Origin of the sequence: Planctopirus hydrillae (genome assembly GCF_001707835.1) — a bacterium.
Taxonomy (GTDB): Bacteria; Planctomycetota; Planctomycetia; order Planctomycetales; family Planctomycetaceae; genus Planctopirus; species Planctopirus hydrillae.
Map to the genome: position 1 here is coordinate 1 of NZ_LYDR01000113.1, position 19,680 is coordinate 19,680.

16 protein-coding genes are annotated in these 19,680 nt (G+C 54.2%); 5 read left to right on the forward strand and 11 right to left on the reverse strand.

Translation table 11 applies throughout. The features are described from left to right. Positions 1 to 553: 553 nt before the first annotated feature. The 5 genes from A6X21_RS13570 to A6X21_RS13595 form a co-directional block, all read right to left on the reverse strand. Positions 554 to 1,042: a hypothetical protein gene (locus A6X21_RS13570; protein ID WP_068848704.1), complete on the reverse strand. Its 489-nt coding sequence runs from the start codon at positions 1,040 to 1,042 to the stop codon at positions 554 to 556. 1,152 nt (positions 1,043 to 2,194) lie between these two features. Continuing rightward, positions 2,195 to 3,550 carry a magnesium transporter gene (gene mgtE, locus A6X21_RS13580; RefSeq protein ID WP_068848708.1) on the reverse strand — a complete coding sequence of 452 codons (1,356 nt, stop codon included), beginning with the start codon at positions 3,548 to 3,550 and terminating at the stop codon, positions 2,195 to 2,197. A gap of 270 nt (positions 3,551 to 3,820) precedes the next feature. Then, a complete protein-coding gene (gene rpsI, locus A6X21_RS13585; protein WP_068848710.1) occupies positions 3,821 to 4,363 on the reverse strand; it encodes a 30S ribosomal protein S9 in 543 nt (180 codons plus the stop codon). Positions 4,364 to 4,480: 117 nt separating this feature from the next. Next, on the reverse strand, positions 4,481 to 4,999 hold the full coding sequence (rplM, locus tag A6X21_RS13590) for a 50S ribosomal protein L13 (RefSeq protein ID WP_110766462.1): 519 nt from the start codon (positions 4,997 to 4,999) through the stop codon (positions 4,481 to 4,483). A 362-nt stretch (positions 5,000 to 5,361) separates the two neighbouring features. Further along, positions 5,362 to 6,216, reverse strand: a complete 855-nt coding sequence (locus A6X21_RS13595) for a response regulator transcription factor (protein ID WP_068848714.1) — start codon at positions 6,214 to 6,216, stop codon at positions 5,362 to 5,364. A 784-nt stretch (positions 6,217 to 7,000) separates the two neighbouring features. On the opposite strand from A6X21_RS13595, the gene A6X21_RS13600 reads away from it, so the two are divergent. The 4 genes from A6X21_RS13600 (at position 7,001) to A6X21_RS23740 (ending at position 11,846) form a co-directional block, all read left to right on the forward strand. Beyond that, positions 7,001 to 7,516 (forward strand): chemotaxis protein CheX, encoded by a 516-nt coding sequence (locus A6X21_RS13600; protein WP_083233606.1) that lies wholly within the window; start codon positions 7,001 to 7,003, stop codon positions 7,514 to 7,516. A 145-nt stretch (positions 7,517 to 7,661) separates the two neighbouring features. Then, positions 7,662 to 8,027 (forward strand): response regulator, encoded by a 366-nt coding sequence (locus tag A6X21_RS13605; RefSeq protein ID WP_013111127.1) that lies wholly within the window; start codon positions 7,662 to 7,664, stop codon positions 8,025 to 8,027. 161 nt (positions 8,028 to 8,188) lie between these two features. Next, a complete protein-coding gene (locus A6X21_RS13610; protein WP_068848716.1) occupies positions 8,189 to 10,141 on the forward strand; it encodes a sensor domain-containing diguanylate cyclase in 1,953 nt (650 codons plus the stop codon). A 610-nt stretch (positions 10,142 to 10,751) separates the two neighbouring features. Further along, on the forward strand, positions 10,752 to 11,846 hold the full coding sequence (locus A6X21_RS23740; protein WP_165603797.1) for a 3-keto-disaccharide hydrolase: 1,095 nt from the start codon (positions 10,752 to 10,754) through the stop codon (positions 11,844 to 11,846). On the opposite strand, the gene A6X21_RS13620 is transcribed toward A6X21_RS23740, so the two are convergent. Further along, the gene (locus tag A6X21_RS13620; protein ID WP_131818335.1) at positions 11,847 to 12,422 is read right to left on the reverse strand and encodes a hypothetical protein; all 576 of its coding nucleotides are present in this window, start codon (positions 12,420 to 12,422) and stop codon (positions 11,847 to 11,849) included. A 26-nt stretch (positions 12,423 to 12,448) separates the two neighbouring features. Here A6X21_RS13620 and A6X21_RS13625 point away from each other — a divergent pair, with 26 nt between their 5' ends. Next, entirely contained in the window at positions 12,449 to 14,956 is a 2,508-nt protein-coding gene (locus A6X21_RS13625) for a hypothetical protein (RefSeq protein ID WP_131818336.1), read from the forward strand. A gap of 91 nt (positions 14,957 to 15,047) precedes the next feature. Here A6X21_RS13625 and A6X21_RS13630 read toward each other — a convergent pair whose 3' ends face one another. The 5 genes from A6X21_RS13630 to A6X21_RS13650 all read right to left on the reverse strand — a co-directional run bounded on the left by A6X21_RS13630 (position 15,048) and on the right by A6X21_RS13650 (position 19,552). Then, positions 15,048 to 15,536, reverse strand: coding sequence for a hypothetical protein (locus A6X21_RS13630; RefSeq protein WP_131818337.1), 489 nt, complete (start codon positions 15,534 to 15,536; stop codon positions 15,048 to 15,050). A 128-nt stretch (positions 15,537 to 15,664) separates the two neighbouring features. Continuing rightward, positions 15,665 to 16,702, reverse strand: coding sequence for an ABC transporter substrate-binding protein (locus A6X21_RS13635; protein ID WP_240490262.1), 1,038 nt, complete (start codon positions 16,700 to 16,702; stop codon positions 15,665 to 15,667). A 107-nt stretch (positions 16,703 to 16,809) separates the two neighbouring features. Further along, positions 16,810 to 17,643 carry an ABC transporter permease gene (locus tag A6X21_RS13640; protein ID WP_068848725.1) on the reverse strand — a complete coding sequence of 278 codons (834 nt, stop codon included), beginning with the start codon at positions 17,641 to 17,643 and terminating at the stop codon, positions 16,810 to 16,812. After that, a complete protein-coding gene (locus A6X21_RS13645) occupies positions 17,637 to 18,536 on the reverse strand; it encodes an ABC transporter ATP-binding protein (protein WP_083233608.1) in 900 nt (299 codons plus the stop codon). The genes A6X21_RS13640 and A6X21_RS13645 overlap by 7 nt, the downstream gene beginning before the upstream one ends. Positions 18,537 to 18,664: 128 nt before the next feature. After that, positions 18,665 to 19,552: a hypothetical protein gene (locus A6X21_RS13650; RefSeq protein ID WP_068848764.1), complete on the reverse strand. Its 888-nt coding sequence runs from the start codon at positions 19,550 to 19,552 to the stop codon at positions 18,665 to 18,667. Positions 19,553 to 19,680: the final 128 nt, after the last annotated feature.

The following is a 19,680-nucleotide window of genomic DNA, read 5'->3' on the forward strand; positions in this document are numbered from 1 at the left end:
GAGGGCAGGGTGAGGGTCTTCTCCATTCTTCCAACCGTAGGGTGCCATGCAGCGCCAGCGAAATGCACCAACTCTTCCCCCTTCGCGCCGTCGCGAGAGACCTCCGAATTTCAAACCCTCCTCACGCGAAGCCGCGAAGTTCACCAAAAAGATCAGGCAGGACACATTCCCGCATGCCACTCACAACTGATCTCTGAATTCCCTTCGTGTTCTTCGTGTCCTTCGTGGTGAACCAATCACATGCCCTGCTCACACCCTGGAACCATCATCCTCTGAAACCCTCGCCCGCGTCTTCGTGGGAGAGGGCAGGGTGAGGGTCTTCCCGATCGATATGCATGCTTCACAAAGGCTTTCGCAGGGGTGCCGATTGTCTGACATTGGCGAGAGGCCAAGAGCGTCCTGCGATGAGGCCGCTTGTGAAATGCCCACCCCATACGTTCGAACTCGCCCTCATCCCGGCCTTCTCCACTTCTGAATCGGCTGAGGAATTCAAGGTGCCAAGCTGCCGTTTGCGAGCCTCTTCCATCATTGTGAGAAGAGGTGGAACAGGCATCTATTTGTTTTTACGTAAGAATTGATCTTGTAAATCTTTATCAAGGACTGCCGGAGCCTTTTTTATCTCCATATCACCTGCGGCTCGATTGTTCACAAACCTGTCTATCTTCCCGACTAATTTGAAACCAACAACCAGAATCAGGGCCACGACTCCCAAGGCTGTCGCAACTCCAATAGCTCCCGACTTTTCTTCAGCTTCTACGAGTTGAGCAGTGCTTGAAGGCTCGACTGAAGGATCTTCGTCCAATTTGGCGTTTGCTTTGGCTTTCTTCTCCTCTTCAATGACCTTTGAGGAGGATATTAGGAGAATGATGGAAGCCCAACCGGTGAGGCCGCATATCAAAGCTGGAACCAAAGTCCACCAGTACAAGTCTGTAAAAAAGACGAATGCACAAATTCCGGAAAGAATGGAGATGAATAGCAATGGCATGGCAACCGTCTGCTTATAGGCTGCGTAAAGATATCCGTCCTGATTTTGACCCATCATTAAAGACCTTATTTGAATGACAAATGTACAAACAGAAAACCTGGCCTTAAGGGCGGGCTATAAGATGAAATGTGTAGATGTATGCTTATGAATAACTAGATGTTATCAAGTTCGAATTGATGCATATGGTGAATACGGCTTGTACTTCTCACGCAAACATCTAAGTCATATTTCAGACCAGATCAGCGTGATTCATGAGGTCATTGAGAATGCTCTGCATGTAACACACCCCAGATGGTATTTCAGTCTGATGCCCAGATCTTCGCCACAAGGTTACCGTACAAAATTGCATTATCAAGACTGATTCGTGAAGGTTGCTTTCTTTCAACCCGTCTCACACCACTGTTGTCTTGTCTTCAGCCCCCCCCATGATCTCCTTGGCTGCGATCCTCATTGCTGGCCTTGGGCCTCAAAAAGCCTTCTTCCAGATTCTCGCCTTTAATCTTCTAGCTCTTCGTGATGCATTAAATGCATTTCCTGCCAACATCTTCGAACAAGCAAACGCCTCGCACCTGACAGGTCAACTCGCCCTCTGGAACCCTCGCCCGCGTCTTCGTGGGAGAGGGCAGGGTGAGGGTCTTCTCCATTCTTCCAACCGTAGGGTGCCATGCAGCGCCAGCGAAATGCACCAACTCTTCACCCCTCGCGCCTTCGCGGGTGGCCCGGCCAACTTGTGGCGTCTCTCCTGTCCCAAACAACGCCCAAACTCTTTCGCTTCCCCCTTCGCGCCGTCGCGAGAGACCTCCGAATTTCAAACCCTCCTCACGCGAAGCCGCGAAGTTCACCAGGAAGATCAGGCAGGACACATTCCCGCTGCCACTCGCAATTTATCCCTGAATTCCCCTTCGTGTTCTTCGTGCCCTTCGTGGTGTACTAATTTCATGCCCTGCTCACACCCTGGAACCATCATCCTCTGAAACCCTCGCCCGCGTCTTCGTGGGAGAGGGCCGGGTGAGGGTCTTCCCGATCGATATGCATGCTTCACAAAGGCTTTCGCAGGGGTGCCGATTGACTGTCAGTGTCCAGAGATGAAAAGCATTCCGCGTTGAGGCCGCTGGTTAATAGAACGCCAACAACGTTCGAGCTCGCCCTCATCCCAACCTTCTCCCGTCAGAACGGGAGAAGGAGCAAGAGACCCTCGCTCCCCGGTGCTTACAACAGCATTTCCAGAATAAGGATCGCAGTGCTGAAGTAGATGACGACACCCAGAATATCACTCAACGAAGAGATCAGCGGGTTGGACATCAACGCCGGGTCCATCCCCAGGCGATCAAAGATCAGTGGGAGCGCCGAACCGAGCAACGTGCCCATCGTCACCACCAGTCCAATGGTACCGGCAACCACCATCGCTTCCTGCAGATTGCGGCCAAACAGAAACATCACTGCCAGAAAACTGAAGGCCGACATCGCACTGGCCAGCAGAAAACCAGTCATTAACTCATGACTGGCAATACGCACTTTCTGTCGCGTCGCCGATCGATCGACTGTAATCGCGCGAATCACGAGCGTGGCCGATTGTGAACCCGTATTACCACCACTGGCCAGCACCAGCGGCAAAAACCAGCTCAGCCAGTCATGCCGACTGCTCACCCCTTCAAAACCTTCATTCACCTTGGCTGTGATAAACCCCACAGCAGCCAGCAACAACAGCCAGACGCCGCGCTTCTTCGCCATCGTAACGACTGGCGTCTCCAGATAGTCGTTCTCCAGTGGTTCGATAGCCGACTGAAGATACGCATCTTCATTGGCTTCTTCCTGCACCAGATCGAGCACATCATCGTGGGTAATAATTCCCACCAGACGGTTCTCTTCATCGACGACCGGAATGGCAATCAGGTCAAACAGAGCCAGTTGGCGAGCCACCTCTTCCGCGTCGTCACTCACCTTGACAGCCACCACATCCCGACGCATCAGATCGGCCAGTCGCAGGCCCGGCCTGGCCAGAATCAGTTGTCGTAATGTAATCACACCATGTAAAGCGCGATTGGAATCGGTGATGTAGATATAGTAAATCGTCTCACTATCCGGTGCCTGTTGCCGCAGACGATCCAGTGCTTCCCGGACAGTGATATCCTCAGGTAACGACGCATACTCCGTCGTCATAATCGCACCGGCACAATCCTCCGGATAGCTGAGCATCTTGCGAATTTCTTCGCGTTCCGCCTTGGCCACCAGTGGGAGAAGACTCTCCACATGGTCTTCATCCATACGCCCCAGCAGATCGACACGGTCATCGGCCGACATCACTTCAATCAGCTTGGAAAGATGCTCACGCTCGACATTATCGACGAGTTCCAATTGCTGTGGCGGATCGATGAACGCAAAAATCTCGGCTTGCCGCTCGACATCACTCGCCTTGAGCACTCGCCAGACGTCCGCCGGCTCCAGCCCATGCAACACCTCGGCTGCCACCGCCGGGTAAAGTGCCAGGCAAAACTCATGGAGCCCGTATTGATCATCCTCCAAAAGCATCAGTCGCAGATCAGGTTGCAGGAGTTCGCTGAACATGATCGACCTCCTCTTCTGCTCGACGTGTTCTTGCTTTCTTCTGCGCACCGAACATTCACTGTCAGGTCATTCAGATCCCGCAGATGGACGACTTCACCAGCTGGAATCGACTGTCAGAACCGAGTTCGATAGTCGCATATCACCTTAACATGTGGGACCATCATCCAGAACAGCGACAGATTGAAAGAAAAAGCCCTGGCGATCAAAGATCCTCCAGGGCTGCGAATTTCTCTCTTCAAAGTGGCAAAGCCAGGCTTCGAAACTCTCTGATTAACGCTTCGAGAACTGGAAGCTGCGACGAGCTTTCTTGAAGCCGTATTTCTTACGTTCCACCATGCGGCTGTCTCGTGTCAGGAAACCACCATCAGCGAGTGTCTGATGCAGGTTCGGGAACATCACGTCCAGAGCACGGGCAATACCCAGAATCACAGCACCCGTCTGACCGGTCGAACCACCACCTTCAGCACGCACCCAGATATCGACCTGGCCATACTTTTCGCAAGCGCGAAGAGGAGCTTCAATCTTCAGGCGGTCACGTTCAATCGGGAAGTAGTTTTCAAAGGTTCGGTCGTTGATGGTAATCGAACCCGAACCTGGCTTCAGTCGCACACGGGCAACCGAGGTCTTGCGACGACCAGTCCCCATCGCCACGCCAAACCGGTCGATACGACCACGGCGGTGAACAACCTTTTCTTCCTGAACTTCCGCAACAGGAGCGACAACTTCGCTTCCGAGCGTCAATTCAGAACCAGTGGTGACACCGGCAGGTGAGGCGGGAGCAGTGGGATCGGCAAGTGTGATTTCGTCTGACATATCAGAAACGTTCTCAAAAATTTCGAGATCAGAAATGGTAACTTGTGGAATTCGTCAAGGCGATCAGCAGCATGAACCGCCTCATCACCAAGGGTTGAGATCACGAGGCGATGAGATCTACGAGACAACCTTGGCCGGCATCAGGTGAGGTGGAAAAGCCTCTGGCTTCTGAGCCTGATGAGGATGGACATCCCCTTCAACAAGCTTGAGCTTGTCGAGCATGTGGCGTCCCAGTGCAGTCTTGGGAAGCATACGCTTAACAGCCAGTCGCAGAATCTCTTCGGGCTTCTTTTCCCAGAGATTAATGGCGGGAATGTTTCGCAAACCCGAAGGCCAGCCTGTGACCCACCAGTATTTCTTCTTGGCCATCTTGGTGGTGAACGCAGGGTGTTCGGGATGGACCATCCCACCACCGGTGAACTGCACCTTACCAGCATTCAGGACAATCACATAATCGCCGGTATCCACATGCGGTGTGTACTCAGGCTTGTGCTTGCCCATCAATACTGTGGCAATCTGGGTTGCCAGACGCCCGACAATTTGACCTTCCGCATCCACGACAAACCACTTAGGGGCCACGTCAGCGGGCTTGACAAATGATGTCCGGTCGGGAGCAGACTTGATAGCCGTCGTCACAACTCTTATCCTCAACTGCATTTACGCAAATAACATCGAATACCACGATAAACGTCGTACACCCAGTGAGGGAGTTGGTTCTTCCGTGGCTTCTTCGCGGAACTCTATAAGGTAACGACGGCAATGAGATTCATCAACTGAGCGGAACGAAATGAGGCCCGATAAGTTTTTCGCTCGCGGATCACTGATCGCCACACCACTTCCAAATCGTTCGCAGCGGCTGGAAAAAGAGTAAAACTCCCGAACAATCTCGTGTTCACGAAATTGTGGGAGTCTCTGGTCAAACCATGCAAATCAATGCGACCGCCCGTCTGGATACAGCCCAGAATTCCGTCGAGCGGAAAGAGATCTCGAAGGTGATTTTAGGGCTTCGTCAATCCTTCGCGAATGGCAAACCGCGCCAGTTCTACCCGGTCATGAATTCCCAACTTGTGCATAATTCGGTACTTGTGGCTATCCACCGACTTTTGTGAAAGATGCATCAGGCGGGCAATTTCTTTCACGCTGGCTCCATTCGCCAGATGTCGCAGAACTTCCAGTTGACGCCCCGTCAAGCCCGTCAGCGGCGTATCTGCCGGGAGGGAAAACCGGCGGGACACCGGATCCTGTGCCAGCCTTTGCCGGATCTCCGGAGAAAAGCTCATCTCACCATCAATGGCCCGGAGAATCGCCTGGCGGATGGCACTGACTGGCTCTCCCTTGAGCAGATACCCATAGCATCCTGGCTTAAGGGCTCTCGAAAGGAGCACATCGCTGGCATAACCCGAAAGGTAAATCACGCGCACTCCATGAGCTTTCGTGCGCAAGGTTTCAGCCACATCGAAGACGCTTCGACCTGGCAGCTCCACATCCATGACCACCACATCAGGCTGTATCTGCGCAATTTCTATGATTGCCTGTTCAGTGTTGGTGGCTTTCCCGACGACTTCAAACTGACTGTCAGCCGTCAGATAGGCGGAAAGACAATCGAGAATCATCTGATGATCATCCACCAGATAGACACGCACCAGGCGATTCCCCACTCCCTGGGGCCTGGCGGAAGTTCGGGTTTCCTGCTTCTCGGTGGCATCCTTGAGGGCTGTCTCTGTGACCGTCCCTCCGGATTCGACATGATCCGTCACCGCGTGGACGCCAGCGACGGTTGAGGAAGCAGAATGACTTGTCGGACGAAGTGGTATTCCCGGGAAAGACAGCGGTGTGTGAGGCAACATCACCATAATTAAGTCTCGCGAAAGTTAGACATGTGGCCCGTCATGATTCCCCGGCGGGCTGCGAGATGGTTAGCTCCGCCCGGGAAACAATTTCAAACAACTGCATGAACGCATTGAGCATGCGGCAGACAAAACTCCTCGTGAAGTGGAAGTGAGCAATCCCCACAACCCACCTTCAGGAAATGATCTCATCACCGTTGACTCAATCCCGGAGAAACCAGTGAGTCATGATCATTTCCAGGCTTGTGAAGCAATTGCGTGCACTACTGGTAGAAACACCTAGGAATGGAGGCTCATTCACAAAACTTCAGTTCAAAGCCAAAACATCATCGCCGGTAATCTATCAACTTCCGCATAAGTTCCAGTCGATATTTTCGCTCCCATAGAAAATTGAGGCTAACACCTCATGCCGTGGGGAGATTGACGAACACTCGTCGTATTTGCACCACATGTGCGGCCTTGCAGACGTCACTGTTCTGTCCTCTCCAATAGGTGGCTTTCGAGCATTTCTCGGGACAAACAGCGTGGAACTGAAAATCATGCGTTCCCCACCCAACCTCTGACAACGCCATGCCGCTCGAGTGGTTCGAAACCCCCTCTCGATGAGGCAAAACCCTTCTTGCTTCGGTGATAAACCTCGATACCTCTCTCGCGAGCTTCAGGAAAACTCCTCGTTCTCTCGCAAAAAAGCGATCCCTCGTTGCATTTTTGCAGCACCTCCAAAATTCCTGAACTAAGTTTGCATTGTCGTATCTGTCGGGGCGAGGCCCCATCTACGAGGAGACTTTGCATGTCTGCAGTCGTCACTGCTTCCGCCACATCCCGTATGACTGCCGAATACGTCAATCCAGTGATTGCCGCTACGCGCACGGTCTTTTCGACCATGCTCAACGCGACAGCCACACGCACCGGTCTCTCGCTCAGGTCAGACCCGGCAGAAGTCAGCCAACCCTCCAGTGGTGTCAGCGCTGTCATTGGACTCTCTGGTCAGGCCGCAGGAACTCTGGTGCTCAATCTCACCAGTTCCACAGCCATCGAAATTCTGCATCGACTCGTCGGAGCAGAAGTCACTCAGGTCAACGCCGAAGTCTGTGATGCTGTCGGTGAAGTCACCAACATGATTGCCGGCCACGCCAAAGCCCAGCTCGCCAAGTATTCGTTACTGATCAGCATTCCGAATGTTGTCTCAGGCGATGACCATACCGTTCATTTTCCGTCCAACGTCATCCCGATGGTCCTCTCATTCGATTCCGATCTGGGGCCATTCACCATCGAAGTTGGTTTCTCAAATCTTCCTGTTCAATAGACCTTGAATTCGACAACAGGCCCCGGCCCGCTGGCTCATTCATCAATAAAATTGACGTTATTAAACATCCATCGAAACTCTGCCCCTGCAAGATTTAACCACGAGACAGTTTGCCCGTAAAACAGACTCCTCTAAGGATCATCTGATGAAAGTTTTGCTCGTTGACGACTCAGGCACCATGCGGACTATCCAGAAGCGCTGCCTCAATAAGCTCAATGTAAACGACATTGTCGAAGCCGAAGATGGTGTGCAGGCTCTGGCCGCCTTCGAGGCGCACACTTTCGACATCGTGCTCAGCGACTGGAATATGCCCAATATGGATGGTCTCACTCTTCTGAAAGAGATCCGCCAGCGAAACACGACGATCCCGATCATCATGATCACCACCGAAGCCGAACGTGCTCGCGTGGTGCTCGCCATTCAAGCCGGTGTTTCTGATTATCTCGTCAAGCCGTTCACCCCGGATGGTCTGCGCGACAAACTCGAACGCTGGGTTGGCTGCCACGTCTAGCTCGACTGAATTTTGTGAGGCGAGGAGACTTCCCGCCGCAGGTTAGCTCCTCAACAAATGATCTTTACGATCTGCCAGATTCGTTTCCTGATCAATCATCAGGATCTGCCACTGGCGGGCTTTCACTTCGTCCCGGTTCTCGATTTGCCACAGGTCCCAACATGATTCCCGTTGAACGTATCTGGAATTCTGCTCAACTTCCCACTCTCCCGGCTGTCGCTGTCCGATTGCTCGAAATCGTGCGTGATCCTGAGTCAGAAATTCGAGATGTCGTCGAAACCATCAAACTCGATCCCGCCATCAGTGCCAAACTGGTGAAAGCGGCCAACGCCAGCTATTTCGGCGTGCGCAGCGAAGTCAAAGCCATGGATCGCGCTGTTTCCATCCTGGGAACAACCGTCGCCACCTCTTTAGCACTCAGCTTCTCTCTCACAGATGAATCGCTCCAGACTGGCCCCAAAGCCGAGCATTATCGCAACTTCTGGGTTCACTCCGTCGTTCAGGCTGCCACTGCCGAACTGATTGGCCAGAAACTTGAACCCGCACAACGTGGAGAATACTTCCTTACTGGCCTGCTGCTCGAACTGGGCCGGCTCGCCATGCTCAAAACTATTCCCAACGAGTACATTGCTGTTCTGGAAGAAGCCAAACTTCCCGGAAACACTTTATCGCAACTCGAAGAAGCTCATCTGGGATTCACACACGTCCAGATCGCTCAGCAGATGATGACACTCTGGAAACTGCCCGAAGGCATTATCCATGCGGCTGCCTTTCATCATGCCCCCCTCGAAAAAGTCCTCGAACTCGGCACCGATCCTAACGCCCGGCTGCTCAATGCCATGGCCTTCAGTGCCGCCGCCGCCGATTATTTCTGCACGGCCAACAAAGGTCTCGCACTCCACAGCCTGCGCGAAATCTCCAGCCATTGCCTCGAGATGACTGAAGACGATCTGGTTGTCTTCCTGGGCAATATCGAAGAGCGCTGCCGACAGGCGGCTGAACTCTTTAACGTCAGTCTCTCTCATCTGCAAAGTTCGGCCGACCTGATGATTCAGGCCAACGAACAACTCGTACAACTCGCTTTGCGCGAACATGTCGCCAGCACCCAGGCTTCCATCCGGCAGCATGTCGCCGAACAGGAGAAGCGGGAACTCGAAACGCGCAATCGCGAATTGCAGCAACAGGCGCTGCACGATCCGCTCACGGGAGTCCATAACCGCAAATTCTTCGATGAGGTTCTTCTTCGAGAAGTCCATCGTTGTGTGCGGGCTGCCCAGCCTCTGGCTGTCATCTTTATTGATGTCGATCACTTCAAGAACGTGAACGACACTTTTGGTCACCAGTTCGGTGATCAGGTTCTTAAACGCGTAGCCCAGATCTTCTCCGAAACCGTTCGCGTCGCCGATACACTCGCTCGCTTTGGTGGCGAAGAGTTTGTTGTCCTCGTCAGCCAGCCTTCCGAAAAAGGTGTCGAACGACTGGCCGAACGTATTCGCGAGAACGTCGAAAAAGAAGCGTTCCGCTTCGGCTCCACCCCGGTCAAAATCACAGTCAGTGTGGGTGCTGCCATTGCCATTCCTCGTCGAGGCGAAACCGGGATTGGTGACCGCCTGATTGCCGTCGCCGACGAATGTCTCTACGAAGCCAAACGTAACGGACGCAATCGCACGATTGTTCGCCACGTCATGGATGAACGTGACCGTCAGCTCCAGCAACTCATCACGCAGACACGTTTCAGCCGCTGGCTCGTCCAGCAGAGACTCCTCGATGTTCCGTCAATCTCTCGTGTTCTGCTCGATTGCCAGACTCCACACGTCCAGTGCGGTGAACTCGCCGTGCGGATGGGCTATCTCGACATTGCCGAACTGCACAGCATTCTCAAACATCAGGAAGTGACGGGCGATCGGTTCTGTGCTGTCGCCGTAAGACTTGGCTTGATGACCGCGACAGAAACCGTCTTCGTACTGGCGACGCAGCAGGAAGATCCACGAACTGTCATGGGGGCTCTGGTTCGCACAGGCCTCCTGGCACCCGACGCCGCGTCTGGTGCTCTGGAAGATTACACACGCATGATTGCCCCACCCGCCAAACATCGAGTGATGGCCTTCGCCTGAATCTCGCCCAATCCCACCTCAATACCACTATGAACTCGTCGTGTGCTACGACGAGTTCATAGCGTGCCACTGCTGGCTGATTGGGTCCTACTACCGGTTCATCGGGTGCCACTGCTGGCTTGCCAGCAGTGCTCTTCCCACATGTCCTCGACACCAAACCACTCTTTGGCTCGGGTGCCGGGTGGCCCGGCCAACTCGTGGCCGGGTTGTCGTGTTCAACACGACAACAAGATGCCGCGCCATCCGCCCCACCTCATCACAAAACTCTCTTCTGACCCGGATGGCATTCTTCCGCAGGCTCAAGAGTCCCCGTCGTGCACAAGCCATTGGCATTCATAACGTTCACTCCATGTGCCACTTCTGGCTCATCAAGTGCAACTGCTGGTTTCTCGGGAGCACTGCTGGCTTGCCAGCAGTGCTCCCGACTGCAACTCCCCAGCGTCAAACCACGTCACTGGCTCCCACCCCTCCAACATCTTCTTCGCAACCTTCGACTCACCTTCAATCATCCCCCAGCGACCACCACACTTTTGAGCAGCATATCGACCCTCAGATCTGCTATGATCTCCAGAGCTTTCAAAAGAACCAGCCATTATTCGGATCAGTCGCCATGCGTAACCTGTGGATCGGTTCAACAACCAACAGTTCGAATCCGACATTCGCTCATTTCCCTGAGTTGTATTCTCTCCCGCACCACATGGCAGCCTGGGTGTTCATCGCCACTCTCACATCGTTTGGCTGCCAGCCCATGGCTCCCTTGCCCTCAGGGAAGGCGACCAAAGGGGATGCAACGACGACAGCGGATGCCGTCTCCACTGCGACAGCATCCAGTCCGTCCTCCACAGCTCCTGATGTCGGATTAACAGACCAATCCGCACCGGCCAGCGAGATGAAGCCTGCACCCACAACTCCGGCCAACGACCAGTCTCCCTCTTTGGGCGCATCCGCAACTTCTCCCGCTCCCGCAGCTTCTTCGACGACTCCTGCAGAGCCAACCACACCTCCCGCAGTCCCTGATCTCGTCGGTGACGATGCCACTTCCAAGCCGGAACCAGCTCCCAAAGAGGCGTTACTCAACGAAACCAGTTGCGAGGAAAAGCCCGCACCGCCAGCCAACGCCAAAGCTCCTCAGTTAATCGCTCTCTTCGATGGAAAAACGCTCAAAAACTGGAAATCCACTGAGTTCGGCGGCGAAGGAGAAGTCTCCGTCGCTGATGGAAAACTCATGCTGGGTGTCGGTTCACCACTCACTGGCGTCACCTGGCATGGCCCCAAACTCCCCACTTCCAACTACGAAATTCAGATCGAAGCCATGCGGGTCGACGGCAGCGACTTCTTTTGTGGCCTTACGTTCCCCGTTAAAGACGATCCATGCAGCCTGATCATCGGTGGCTGGGGCGGCGGTCTCGTCGGCCTCTCCAGCATCGACGGCATGGATGCTTCGGAGAACCAGACCGGCACTCACCGCTCGTTCGAAAACAATAAATGGTACGCGATCAAGCTGCGCGTCACTGATGACAACATCGTCGTCTGGATCGATGGCGAACAGGTCATTGAGCAGCCTCTCAAGGATGTCAAACTCTCGATTCGCATCGAGGTTGCACCTTCCAAACCCCTCGGCATCTGCTCATTTACATCTACAGCCGCCATTCGCAAACTCGAACTCAAAGAACTGGAAAAACCCAAACCCGCCACCGCTCCTTAATCACTCGTCGAGATTGACGTGGGACAACCATGGCAGGAGGCCATAAAACGTCCCCAAATAACGAACTTGAACCGGCTTGTTCTGCTCACCTGAAGGATCGCCCGATGGCCCAAACCAGACTTCACCAGGTCTTTGAGTCATCATCGCTCGACAAGATTCACCATGTGCCCAAAGTCGTCGGTGCTGTGCCATGCTTGCAGCTTTGGGCAAGCATGTTTCTTCAAACGGGTTGGTATCATCGTCACCCAAGGGTGGCCCGGCCAACTTGTGGCCGGGTTGTTGTGCAGTTGCACGACAACAAGAAGCCGCGCCATGTGCGTCCTGTTGATAAGTCACGCCGGTGGGTGGTTGCGGGCGGATCTCTTCATGCGCCCACAGTTCGATAGCAATGTAAGCATGAATGCGTCTGCCACATGCCTTCAGGAGTGTCAAGCATGTTCGCCATAAAGGATCAGCGCCAAATCTCCTGGAGGCAAACCACGACATTTGATCCCAAAACTGTGCCATGCTTGCAGCTTTGGGCAAGCATGTTTCTTCATATGTTAGCGCAACCATTTCAGGTTCAATTTGTATCACGATTTCGCATCGCTTTGATCACAGGCATGGTTCTATCTTCCGTATGGCTCAACGCTCGATCAATTGATGCTGACGATGCCGACGCTCGTTATTTCGCAGGATTGAGAGAACGTCGTCTCTTCTCGACGGCCGAAGAAGTCTTACTCAGACGCCTGGAGCAGAGACGCGAAGGAGTTGAATCCGAAAGTCGTACAACCATCGAACTGGCTCAAACCTTCGTGGCGCACGCCCGATGGGTCTTGAATCCCGAACGTGACGAACTGCTCGAGCGTGCCCGCCGCCTGCTGGATGATCAGATCCGCAAACAGCCCACACCGGCCATGCAATCGCTGCTCAATGCCGAACAGGCTTTCATTGTCGCGACCAAAGCCGAGTTAACTGACGCCGATGCACGGGCCGCTTCCCGAGATGACAGCAGTTCCTTACAGGCCCGCGAACAATTGCATACAGCGGCTGGCGCCTTGCGCGAGGCTCGCGAACGTCTGCAACCACTCTTCAAATCACGACAACCGATCCCTGAACAGACTGGTGATCGAAATGCCGCCCCCTCACTGGCCGAGCTTCGACACATTGACAGCCTGTTGACGATTCGCCAGGCGCAGATGTATCTGGCAGCCTCTTCTCTGGTCGATCCCAAACGATCTGAACGGATCGATGATTTGCTCGAAGCCGAGAGTCTGACACGTCAACTTTCGACGCAAAACATCTCTGAAGTCCTCCAGTGGGAAGGGCGACTGATACTTGCCAAAGCCGTTCTGCTTCGCGGTGAAACCACACGGGCCATGGCGATGCTCACGGCTTTAAAGCCCGCCCCATCTCCCTTTCACGAGCAGCAGCGTACCTCGGGGCTGATGGAGTTGGCCTTACTTCAGAAGAATTACGACCAGGCACTGGAACTCTTCCGTCAACTCAAGGCTTCCAACAACAAACCGTCTGGCCCAGTCTGGCAACTGCAGATCGAAGCGCTGGTAAGTGCCCGCGATCTCGCCGCATCACAAGGCCAGACCATGCTGGCTGATGAACTTGAAGCCGAGATTCAACTTTCCTTGACGCGAATCCGCGAGCAGTTGGGAACCGTCTGGTGGGATCGTGCCGACCGCTGGTTGCATCAGGCCGACATCATCAAGGAACTCGGCCCCGAACTCGCTCAAGCCACACAACAGGCCAGGTCTGCCTATCTCGACGGACGAAAAGCCGAAGCACTCGCCCAATACCAACAGGCCTTTAAAACCTCGATCTCCCAAAAACGCCTCAATGCAGCCGCTGAACTTGGCTTTATTGCTGGCTCGATCGCTGTCGAACTCCAGGACTACTCTCTGGCGGCGACCCTGCTCGAACAAGTTGCCGGCATGGAAAAGTCGAATAAGTACACCAGTCAGGCTGCCATCTTATGGGCCTGGTCATTAGGACAAATTGCCCGCACAGAACCCACACCCGCACATCAAGCGGCCGCTCAGGCAGCACTCCTCCAGAATGCCAGGCAGTTCGCGGGTCAGCCCGCCGGCGACGAAGCGCTCAAATCCTTAGGTTTACTCGCGATCGAACAACACAACTGGACAGCAGCGAAAAACTGGCTCAGGCAGATCGCTCCCACCAGTCCTCTTTCAACCACAGCCAGGCTCACGCTGCTCGATGTCTTCGAGAAAGACCAATTTGATCTGGCCCCGAAGGATCCTGCCCAGACCGCACAAGTCTGGAACGACGTGCAGCAACTCGTCAAAGATCGTCCCGTTCATCAACCCCTTCCCGCGGGAGAAATTGAACTCCTTGTCAGAGCAGCCTGGCTTGCTGTCCGGCAATCACCACCCGCAATCTCGAATGCCGAAGAGTTTCTGCAGCTTGCCGATGACGAATTGGCCCGGCTCAATCACGAACCCACCACCCAGAAACTCCAGGCCCTGCAAACACAGGCCCGCATTCTCCTCATCGCCAGTGGCCCGGATGTCCTCGCCGCCGAAAAGCTGATAACTCCTGCCAACCTTCCTTCATCAACAATTGCTGCCGCAGTTCTCGAAGGACTTCTACAACTCGTTGCGACACCCGATCTCACCCGCCAGCGACAATTGCAGGTGCTCATTCAAAAGGCAGCCGAACAACTCGAATCCTTCTCCAAAGACTGGACTCCCGAGGAATCAGGGCGAGCCGGCTTGTTGTTAACCCGCGCCTGGAAGGTCTGCAGCGATTCCAAACGATTGAGCCAGTGGGCTTTACTCACGATTCCACAAGTGGCAGATCGTCCAGCCGAACGACGGGAACTGCTGCAAGCCATCGGCACCACAATCGATCCAGCCCAGTTAGCTCAGGTCGTCAAAGGATTGCAGGCCGCCGAAGCGAGGCTTGAAAAAGGCTCTGCCCCTTTTCTCGCACTTCGTATCGATACTGTGCAATTGCTTGTCGCCGCCAATGATCGCACCGTGGCACGAAAACTCCTGACGGCCACACAACTCATCTACCGGCAACAGATCAAACAGGCCCCCGCAGAGATCCAGGAAAGCCTGCAAAAACTCGTCCGAGAACTCGCCACCGATAAGTAAGCGGGCAGCATTCACCTCTCACTCCTTCTCCCGTTCCGATGGGAGAAGGCCGGGATGAGGGCGAACTCGATCGTATTCGGCCATGAATCGCTCAGGGGGCAGCCGGCTTGTCCTGGACCACTTCCAGCTTATGCTCGGCCACGTTGTATTCGTACTTCCAGCCGCCCGGCAGCACAGGCAACCGAATGCCGTTCTTTTTGATGATCTGCTCCATGAACTCTTCGTAGGTCGCTGGGTACTTCCCATTCTCCGCTTCATAAAGCCGGAGTGCCTGATCGATCTGGGCAATCACCACGCGCTCCACCATCGGCCGATAAGCCTCCAGCGGCCCAGTCACAGGATTGGTGACATTCAGCTTCTGATCGCTGACTTCTTTCTTCTCCTCGGGCTTGAACTCACCAATATCCTGAGTCGTTTTCCCAATAATCGAGTTCGGCGATTTCTGCATCGGCTCTGTAAAACCAGGCCCGCAAGCAGAAAGACTCAATACACCGCCACAGATCAGGGCACGTACAGGCATGGCCTTGTCGAACCGAAAGGGGCGATCAACCTGCATATCGAACGAGAAAAAATAGCTCATCGTCTCGCGACTCCAGAAGTTCGCCGTGTTGATCCGGCAGTTCACATCAGAAGATCATCTCGCATGATGATACACGGCTTTCTGCCACTCCATCATCGAAAATCGAGTGAACGATATTTCCAGCCCAACTATTTCTCAGGCTTGGTCGCCGCTTCAAAAAACTGCGTCGTATACGCCTTCTCAGGAGCCGACTGGTTGGCTTCGAGTGCTCCGATCTCCACCAGTTGCTGCGAGAGCTTTGTCCATTCGGCAGGATCCATCTTTCCTAACTGGCCGGCTGGCAAACGGGCCGGTTCGCACAGTGGCTTCAATGTCTCCACACCAAAGTCGAGAATATCCATCCCCATTTCTTTATTCAGCGAATTGATGTACGTATTCGTCCCATGAGGATCATCCAGATACTTGCGCCAACCCTTGAGTGAAGCCCGCACCACCTTTTGGACCAGCTCCGGATTCTTCTCAATCAACTCGCGGCTGGTAATCAGCAGGCTGGTATAAGGATTAAAGCCCAGTTCCGACACCATCAGATTCACCGGATTGGCATTCTGCTTCCTGGCATTGAAGGGCTCACTGAAGTTGTACGCCTGCGTGCCAAAGTCCTTCTCCGTCAGAAATGGCACCAGACTCCCCCCATAAGGCACAACGGTCACCTTTGAAAGATCCAGCTTCTTCTGCAGATACATCGCAAATGGCTGACCCGGATTCATTGCCAGCGTGAACTTCGGTTTAGCGGCCAGATCGTCAAACGTCTTAATCCCCGATTCCGCCTGCACCATGATGCAGCGCGGGCTATCCTGCAGTGGAGCCAGTATTGCTACAGCATCTGCTTCCTGAGCTCTCACCAGCAGCAGTTTATCGGCATTATCCACACCAAACTGCGTCTGGCCGGCAGCCACATATTGCACGACAGGAATATCGGGCCCGCCCGGCTTGATCGTGACCGCCAGTCCTTCCTCTTCAAAATAACCGTTCACGAGAGCCGCATAAAAACCACCATGCTCAGCTTCAGGAAACCAGTTCAAGGTGATTTCCACGGGTGTCAATGTCTTGCCGTCAGTGGTTTTGACTGCCCCTTCTCCTGCCTGATTCGCAGGATTCATTGGGCAACCCGCCAGCAACAAAGCACAACACAGCATCCACCCCAGTCCCAGCCGCGATGACATCATTTGCAATCTCCCTCTCCCGCAATTCTCAGCCGAACAGTTTTCCGCCAGACAATTCATTTTCAGCCACCTGTGCGCCCGGACCAACTCGCAGAAATCCCGGGTTCTGCTCAGGCCCTTTCACCCACTTCAGGTGGTGCCCAGCGGGCCAGAACCGTCAGACTGATTAAACTTACCACGCCAAAAATCAGTATCCCTAACAACGTCGAGACCATGACCGCCGCAAACAGGGCATCGGTTTTCGCCTGGTCAGTCGTCAATCGGATAATGTACCCCAAACCAAAATGTTTCGAGCCGTATCCCGCGTAAAATTCGCCGACAATCGCACCCACCACAGCCAGCCCACTCGAAGTCCTCGCTCCAGTGCATAACGAGGGCACACTGTTCGGCAATCGCAGCTTAAACAAAATCTGCCATCTCGAGGCATCATTCAGTTTGAAAAGATCAAACAGATCAGGATCAATCTGCACCATTCCCGCAGTTGCATTGGCGATCATCGGAAACAGGCTGATGACAAACGCTACTGCCACCACCCCCCCAAATCCTCGTCCAAACCACAAAATGATCAGTGGAGCGACAGCAATAATGGGAACTGTCTGTAAAAAGATCGCATAAGGGTAGCCACTGCTCCGAATAATCGTCGACTGCGAGAACAGGCAACCCACCAGCGTTCCCACCAGCACACTCAATGTGAACCCCACCACAGCGGACCCACCGGTCAGCAGGAAGGCTTTTGTCAACTCGTCCCGGCTCGAAGTAATCGCACTCAGCACGCGCCAGGGCCCCGGCAGAATATAAGGCTTGATTCCCCAGAAGCGCACAGCCCCATCCCACGCCATCAGCACAATCACAAAGAGAACCAGCGGAGGCACGATCGTCCGCAAAACGTACAACCCCCATTGCGAAGCCGTTGTGGAAACAACCGTGGTCGGCCCGGTCACCATGACATGACCTCCCGCAGTTCCCGACTCACCTGACCTGCGAACTGCGCGAACTCAGCCGATTCCCGCAATGCGGCAGTTCGTGGATGAGCAAATGGCACATCGATCACGCGAGCAATCGAACCAGGCTTCGACCGCATCACCAGCACTCGGTCAGCCATAAAGGCCGCTTCCGCCACATTATGTGTCACAAACACACAGGTCCACTGCTTCTGCCGGCTCAAAGCCAGCACTTCTTCATTCAGTTGCTGCCGCAGCACATCATCCAGAGCGGCAAAAGGCTCATCCATAAACAGAATGTGCGGATTCGTCACAAGTGCCCGGGCCAGCGAAACCCGCATGCGCATACCACCCGATAAACTGCGTGGCCGCTTGGTTGCATCTGCTGGCGTCAGTCCGATCAGAGGCAGACTTGCCTCAACGGCCTTCATCTGCTCGGCATAAGACACCCCTTGCAGTTCCAGTGGCAGCCGGATGTTATCCCGCACAGTTCTCCAGGGCAGGAGCGTCGGATCTTGGAACACAAAGGCAAGGGGATGCCTGTTTTTGCGGGCGTTGGCAGGCTCCAGACCATCAATGGTCACAACTCCACCTGTGCTGTGGATCAGCCCCGCCATGACACGCAAGAGCGTCGACTTCCCACAGCCTGAAGGGCCCAGGAGGGCCACAAACTCTCCCCGCTTCACCTCCAGATTCACAGCCGCAAGAATCTCACTCCCAGTGGAGAACCGGAGACTCAAATCCCGCACATCAATGAGTGGGCCAGAAGCAGCATTAGCTTTTGTCGCAGCAACTTTGGCCACATCGATCAGCGGCGTCTCATGGCCGGCCGATGACGTGGAATCTGGCGTGATTGCCGACATGGGGATGCTGGAACTTCTTTGAATGATCTCCATCGATTTCCCGTCAAGATTCCCTGCCAGAGACCGAAGAAGTCATCATTAATTCCAGATTCACTGCGTACTTCTCATTACGAAGAATACCCTCCACAGGGCAAATGGCCAGTCCTTGCATGGAGAATCTGTTATTTCGTGGCATTTTTAATGTGCTCTGGAAAGTCACGTTCGTAACGTTTCAGCAGTCGTTGCATGTCGTTCGAGCCGAGATAGATTTTTCCTCGAATCGACTGGCTTTCGCCAGGTGCGAGACCTCCAATGCGAAAATCACTATGCAGGCAACGGGCCACTCCCTGAAAAAGTTCCTGATAGGGTTCAAATGCCACGGCAAACAACAGTTCTTCATCATGGCTGAAGCAACCAATCAACCCATGGCTGGGAACCAAAGGGCTCAGTGGCCGAGGATTAACATCCTTCCGCGAGACACCCGGAGGACACCACACTTGCCCCGGCGTGTAACGTGCTTCCTTCGCCCAGGGCCGCACCTCCGAAAGCCGGGTCAATTTTCCGTCGAGAAAGATGAAGCATTGAGGCAGGTAATCATCCAGATCACCTCCCTCATTCGCGAAACCAGTAAAATCTCCCAGGCGAATGCAAGGCTGAGCCCAGGTCGCAGCCGAGGCCACTTTGGTGGGATTCGTTGCCTTGATCTGAAATGACACTTCACCATCACTCGCCACAATCTCGTGGTCAACGACAACACCATCATTCACCGTACATCGCAGACGCATCGTCTGGCGATCGTCACTCAGCGAGACGAGCTCCGTTTTGTGCCCGATCGTCGTCTCGTGCCAGTCCGCTGTGGTTGAGCCTGGCCGACAATAAGCCTCCAGGTAGTTGATGCGAATCTCTCCTCGAGGCAATCGTGGAGACTGAATGATCAGCCAGTTTTTCTCGCGAGCGAGCGTGAGCGGAAAGGACGAGACTTCTTGAGCTCCGGCCATCGGCACTGGCGCCAGAAACAGCACGCAGAGGGCAGCCGCAAACCAGAAGAGACCAGTCGAGAGGCTCTGCATCATTGACTCCTCTTTCATAAGCTTTCCCTGTAGTAAGAGTGATCTGAGTGCCATGCTTGCAGCTCTGGGCAAGCATGTTTTTCAACCAATAACCCCAAGGGTGGCCCGGCCAACTCGTGCCCAACTTG

Coding starts and splice junctions, on each gene's coding strand:
- A6X21_RS13570 (WP_068848704.1), bottom strand. CDS start 1,042: ATGATGGGTCAAAATCAGGACGGATATCTTTACGCAGCCTATAAGCAG.
- mgtE (WP_068848708.1), bottom strand. CDS start 3,550: ATGTTCAGCGAACTCCTGCAACCTGATCTGCGACTGATGCTTTTGGAG.
- rpsI (WP_068848710.1), bottom strand. CDS start 4,363: ATGTCAGACGAAATCACACTTGCCGATCCCACTGCTCCCGCCTCACCT.
- A6X21_RS13595 (WP_068848714.1), bottom strand. CDS start 6,216: ATGGTGATGTTGCCTCACACACCGCTGTCTTTCCCGGGAATACCACTT.
- A6X21_RS13600 (WP_083233606.1), top strand. CDS start 7,001: ATGTCTGCAGTCGTCACTGCTTCCGCCACATCCCGTATGACTGCCGAA.
- A6X21_RS13605 (WP_013111127.1), top strand. CDS start 7,662: ATGAAAGTTTTGCTCGTTGACGACTCAGGCACCATGCGGACTATCCAG.
- A6X21_RS13610 (WP_068848716.1), top strand. CDS start 8,189: ATGATTCCCGTTGAACGTATCTGGAATTCTGCTCAACTTCCCACTCTC.
- A6X21_RS23740 (WP_165603797.1), top strand. CDS start 10,752: ATGCGTAACCTGTGGATCGGTTCAACAACCAACAGTTCGAATCCGACA.
- A6X21_RS13625 (WP_131818336.1), top strand. CDS start 12,449: ATGGTTCTATCTTCCGTATGGCTCAACGCTCGATCAATTGATGCTGAC.
- A6X21_RS13630 (WP_131818337.1), bottom strand. CDS start 15,536: ATGAGCTATTTTTTCTCGTTCGATATGCAGGTTGATCGCCCCTTTCGG.
- A6X21_RS13635 (WP_240490262.1), bottom strand. CDS start 16,702: ATGATGTCATCGCGGCTGGGACTGGGGTGGATGCTGTGTTGTGCTTTG.
- A6X21_RS13640 (WP_068848725.1), bottom strand. CDS start 17,643: ATGGTGACCGGGCCGACCACGGTTGTTTCCACAACGGCTTCGCAATGG.
- A6X21_RS13645 (WP_083233608.1), bottom strand. CDS start 18,536: ATGGAGATCATTCAAAGAAGTTCCAGCATCCCCATGTCGGCAATCACG.
- A6X21_RS13650 (WP_068848764.1), bottom strand. CDS start 19,552: ATGCAGAGCCTCTCGACTGGTCTCTTCTGGTTTGCGGCTGCCCTCTGC.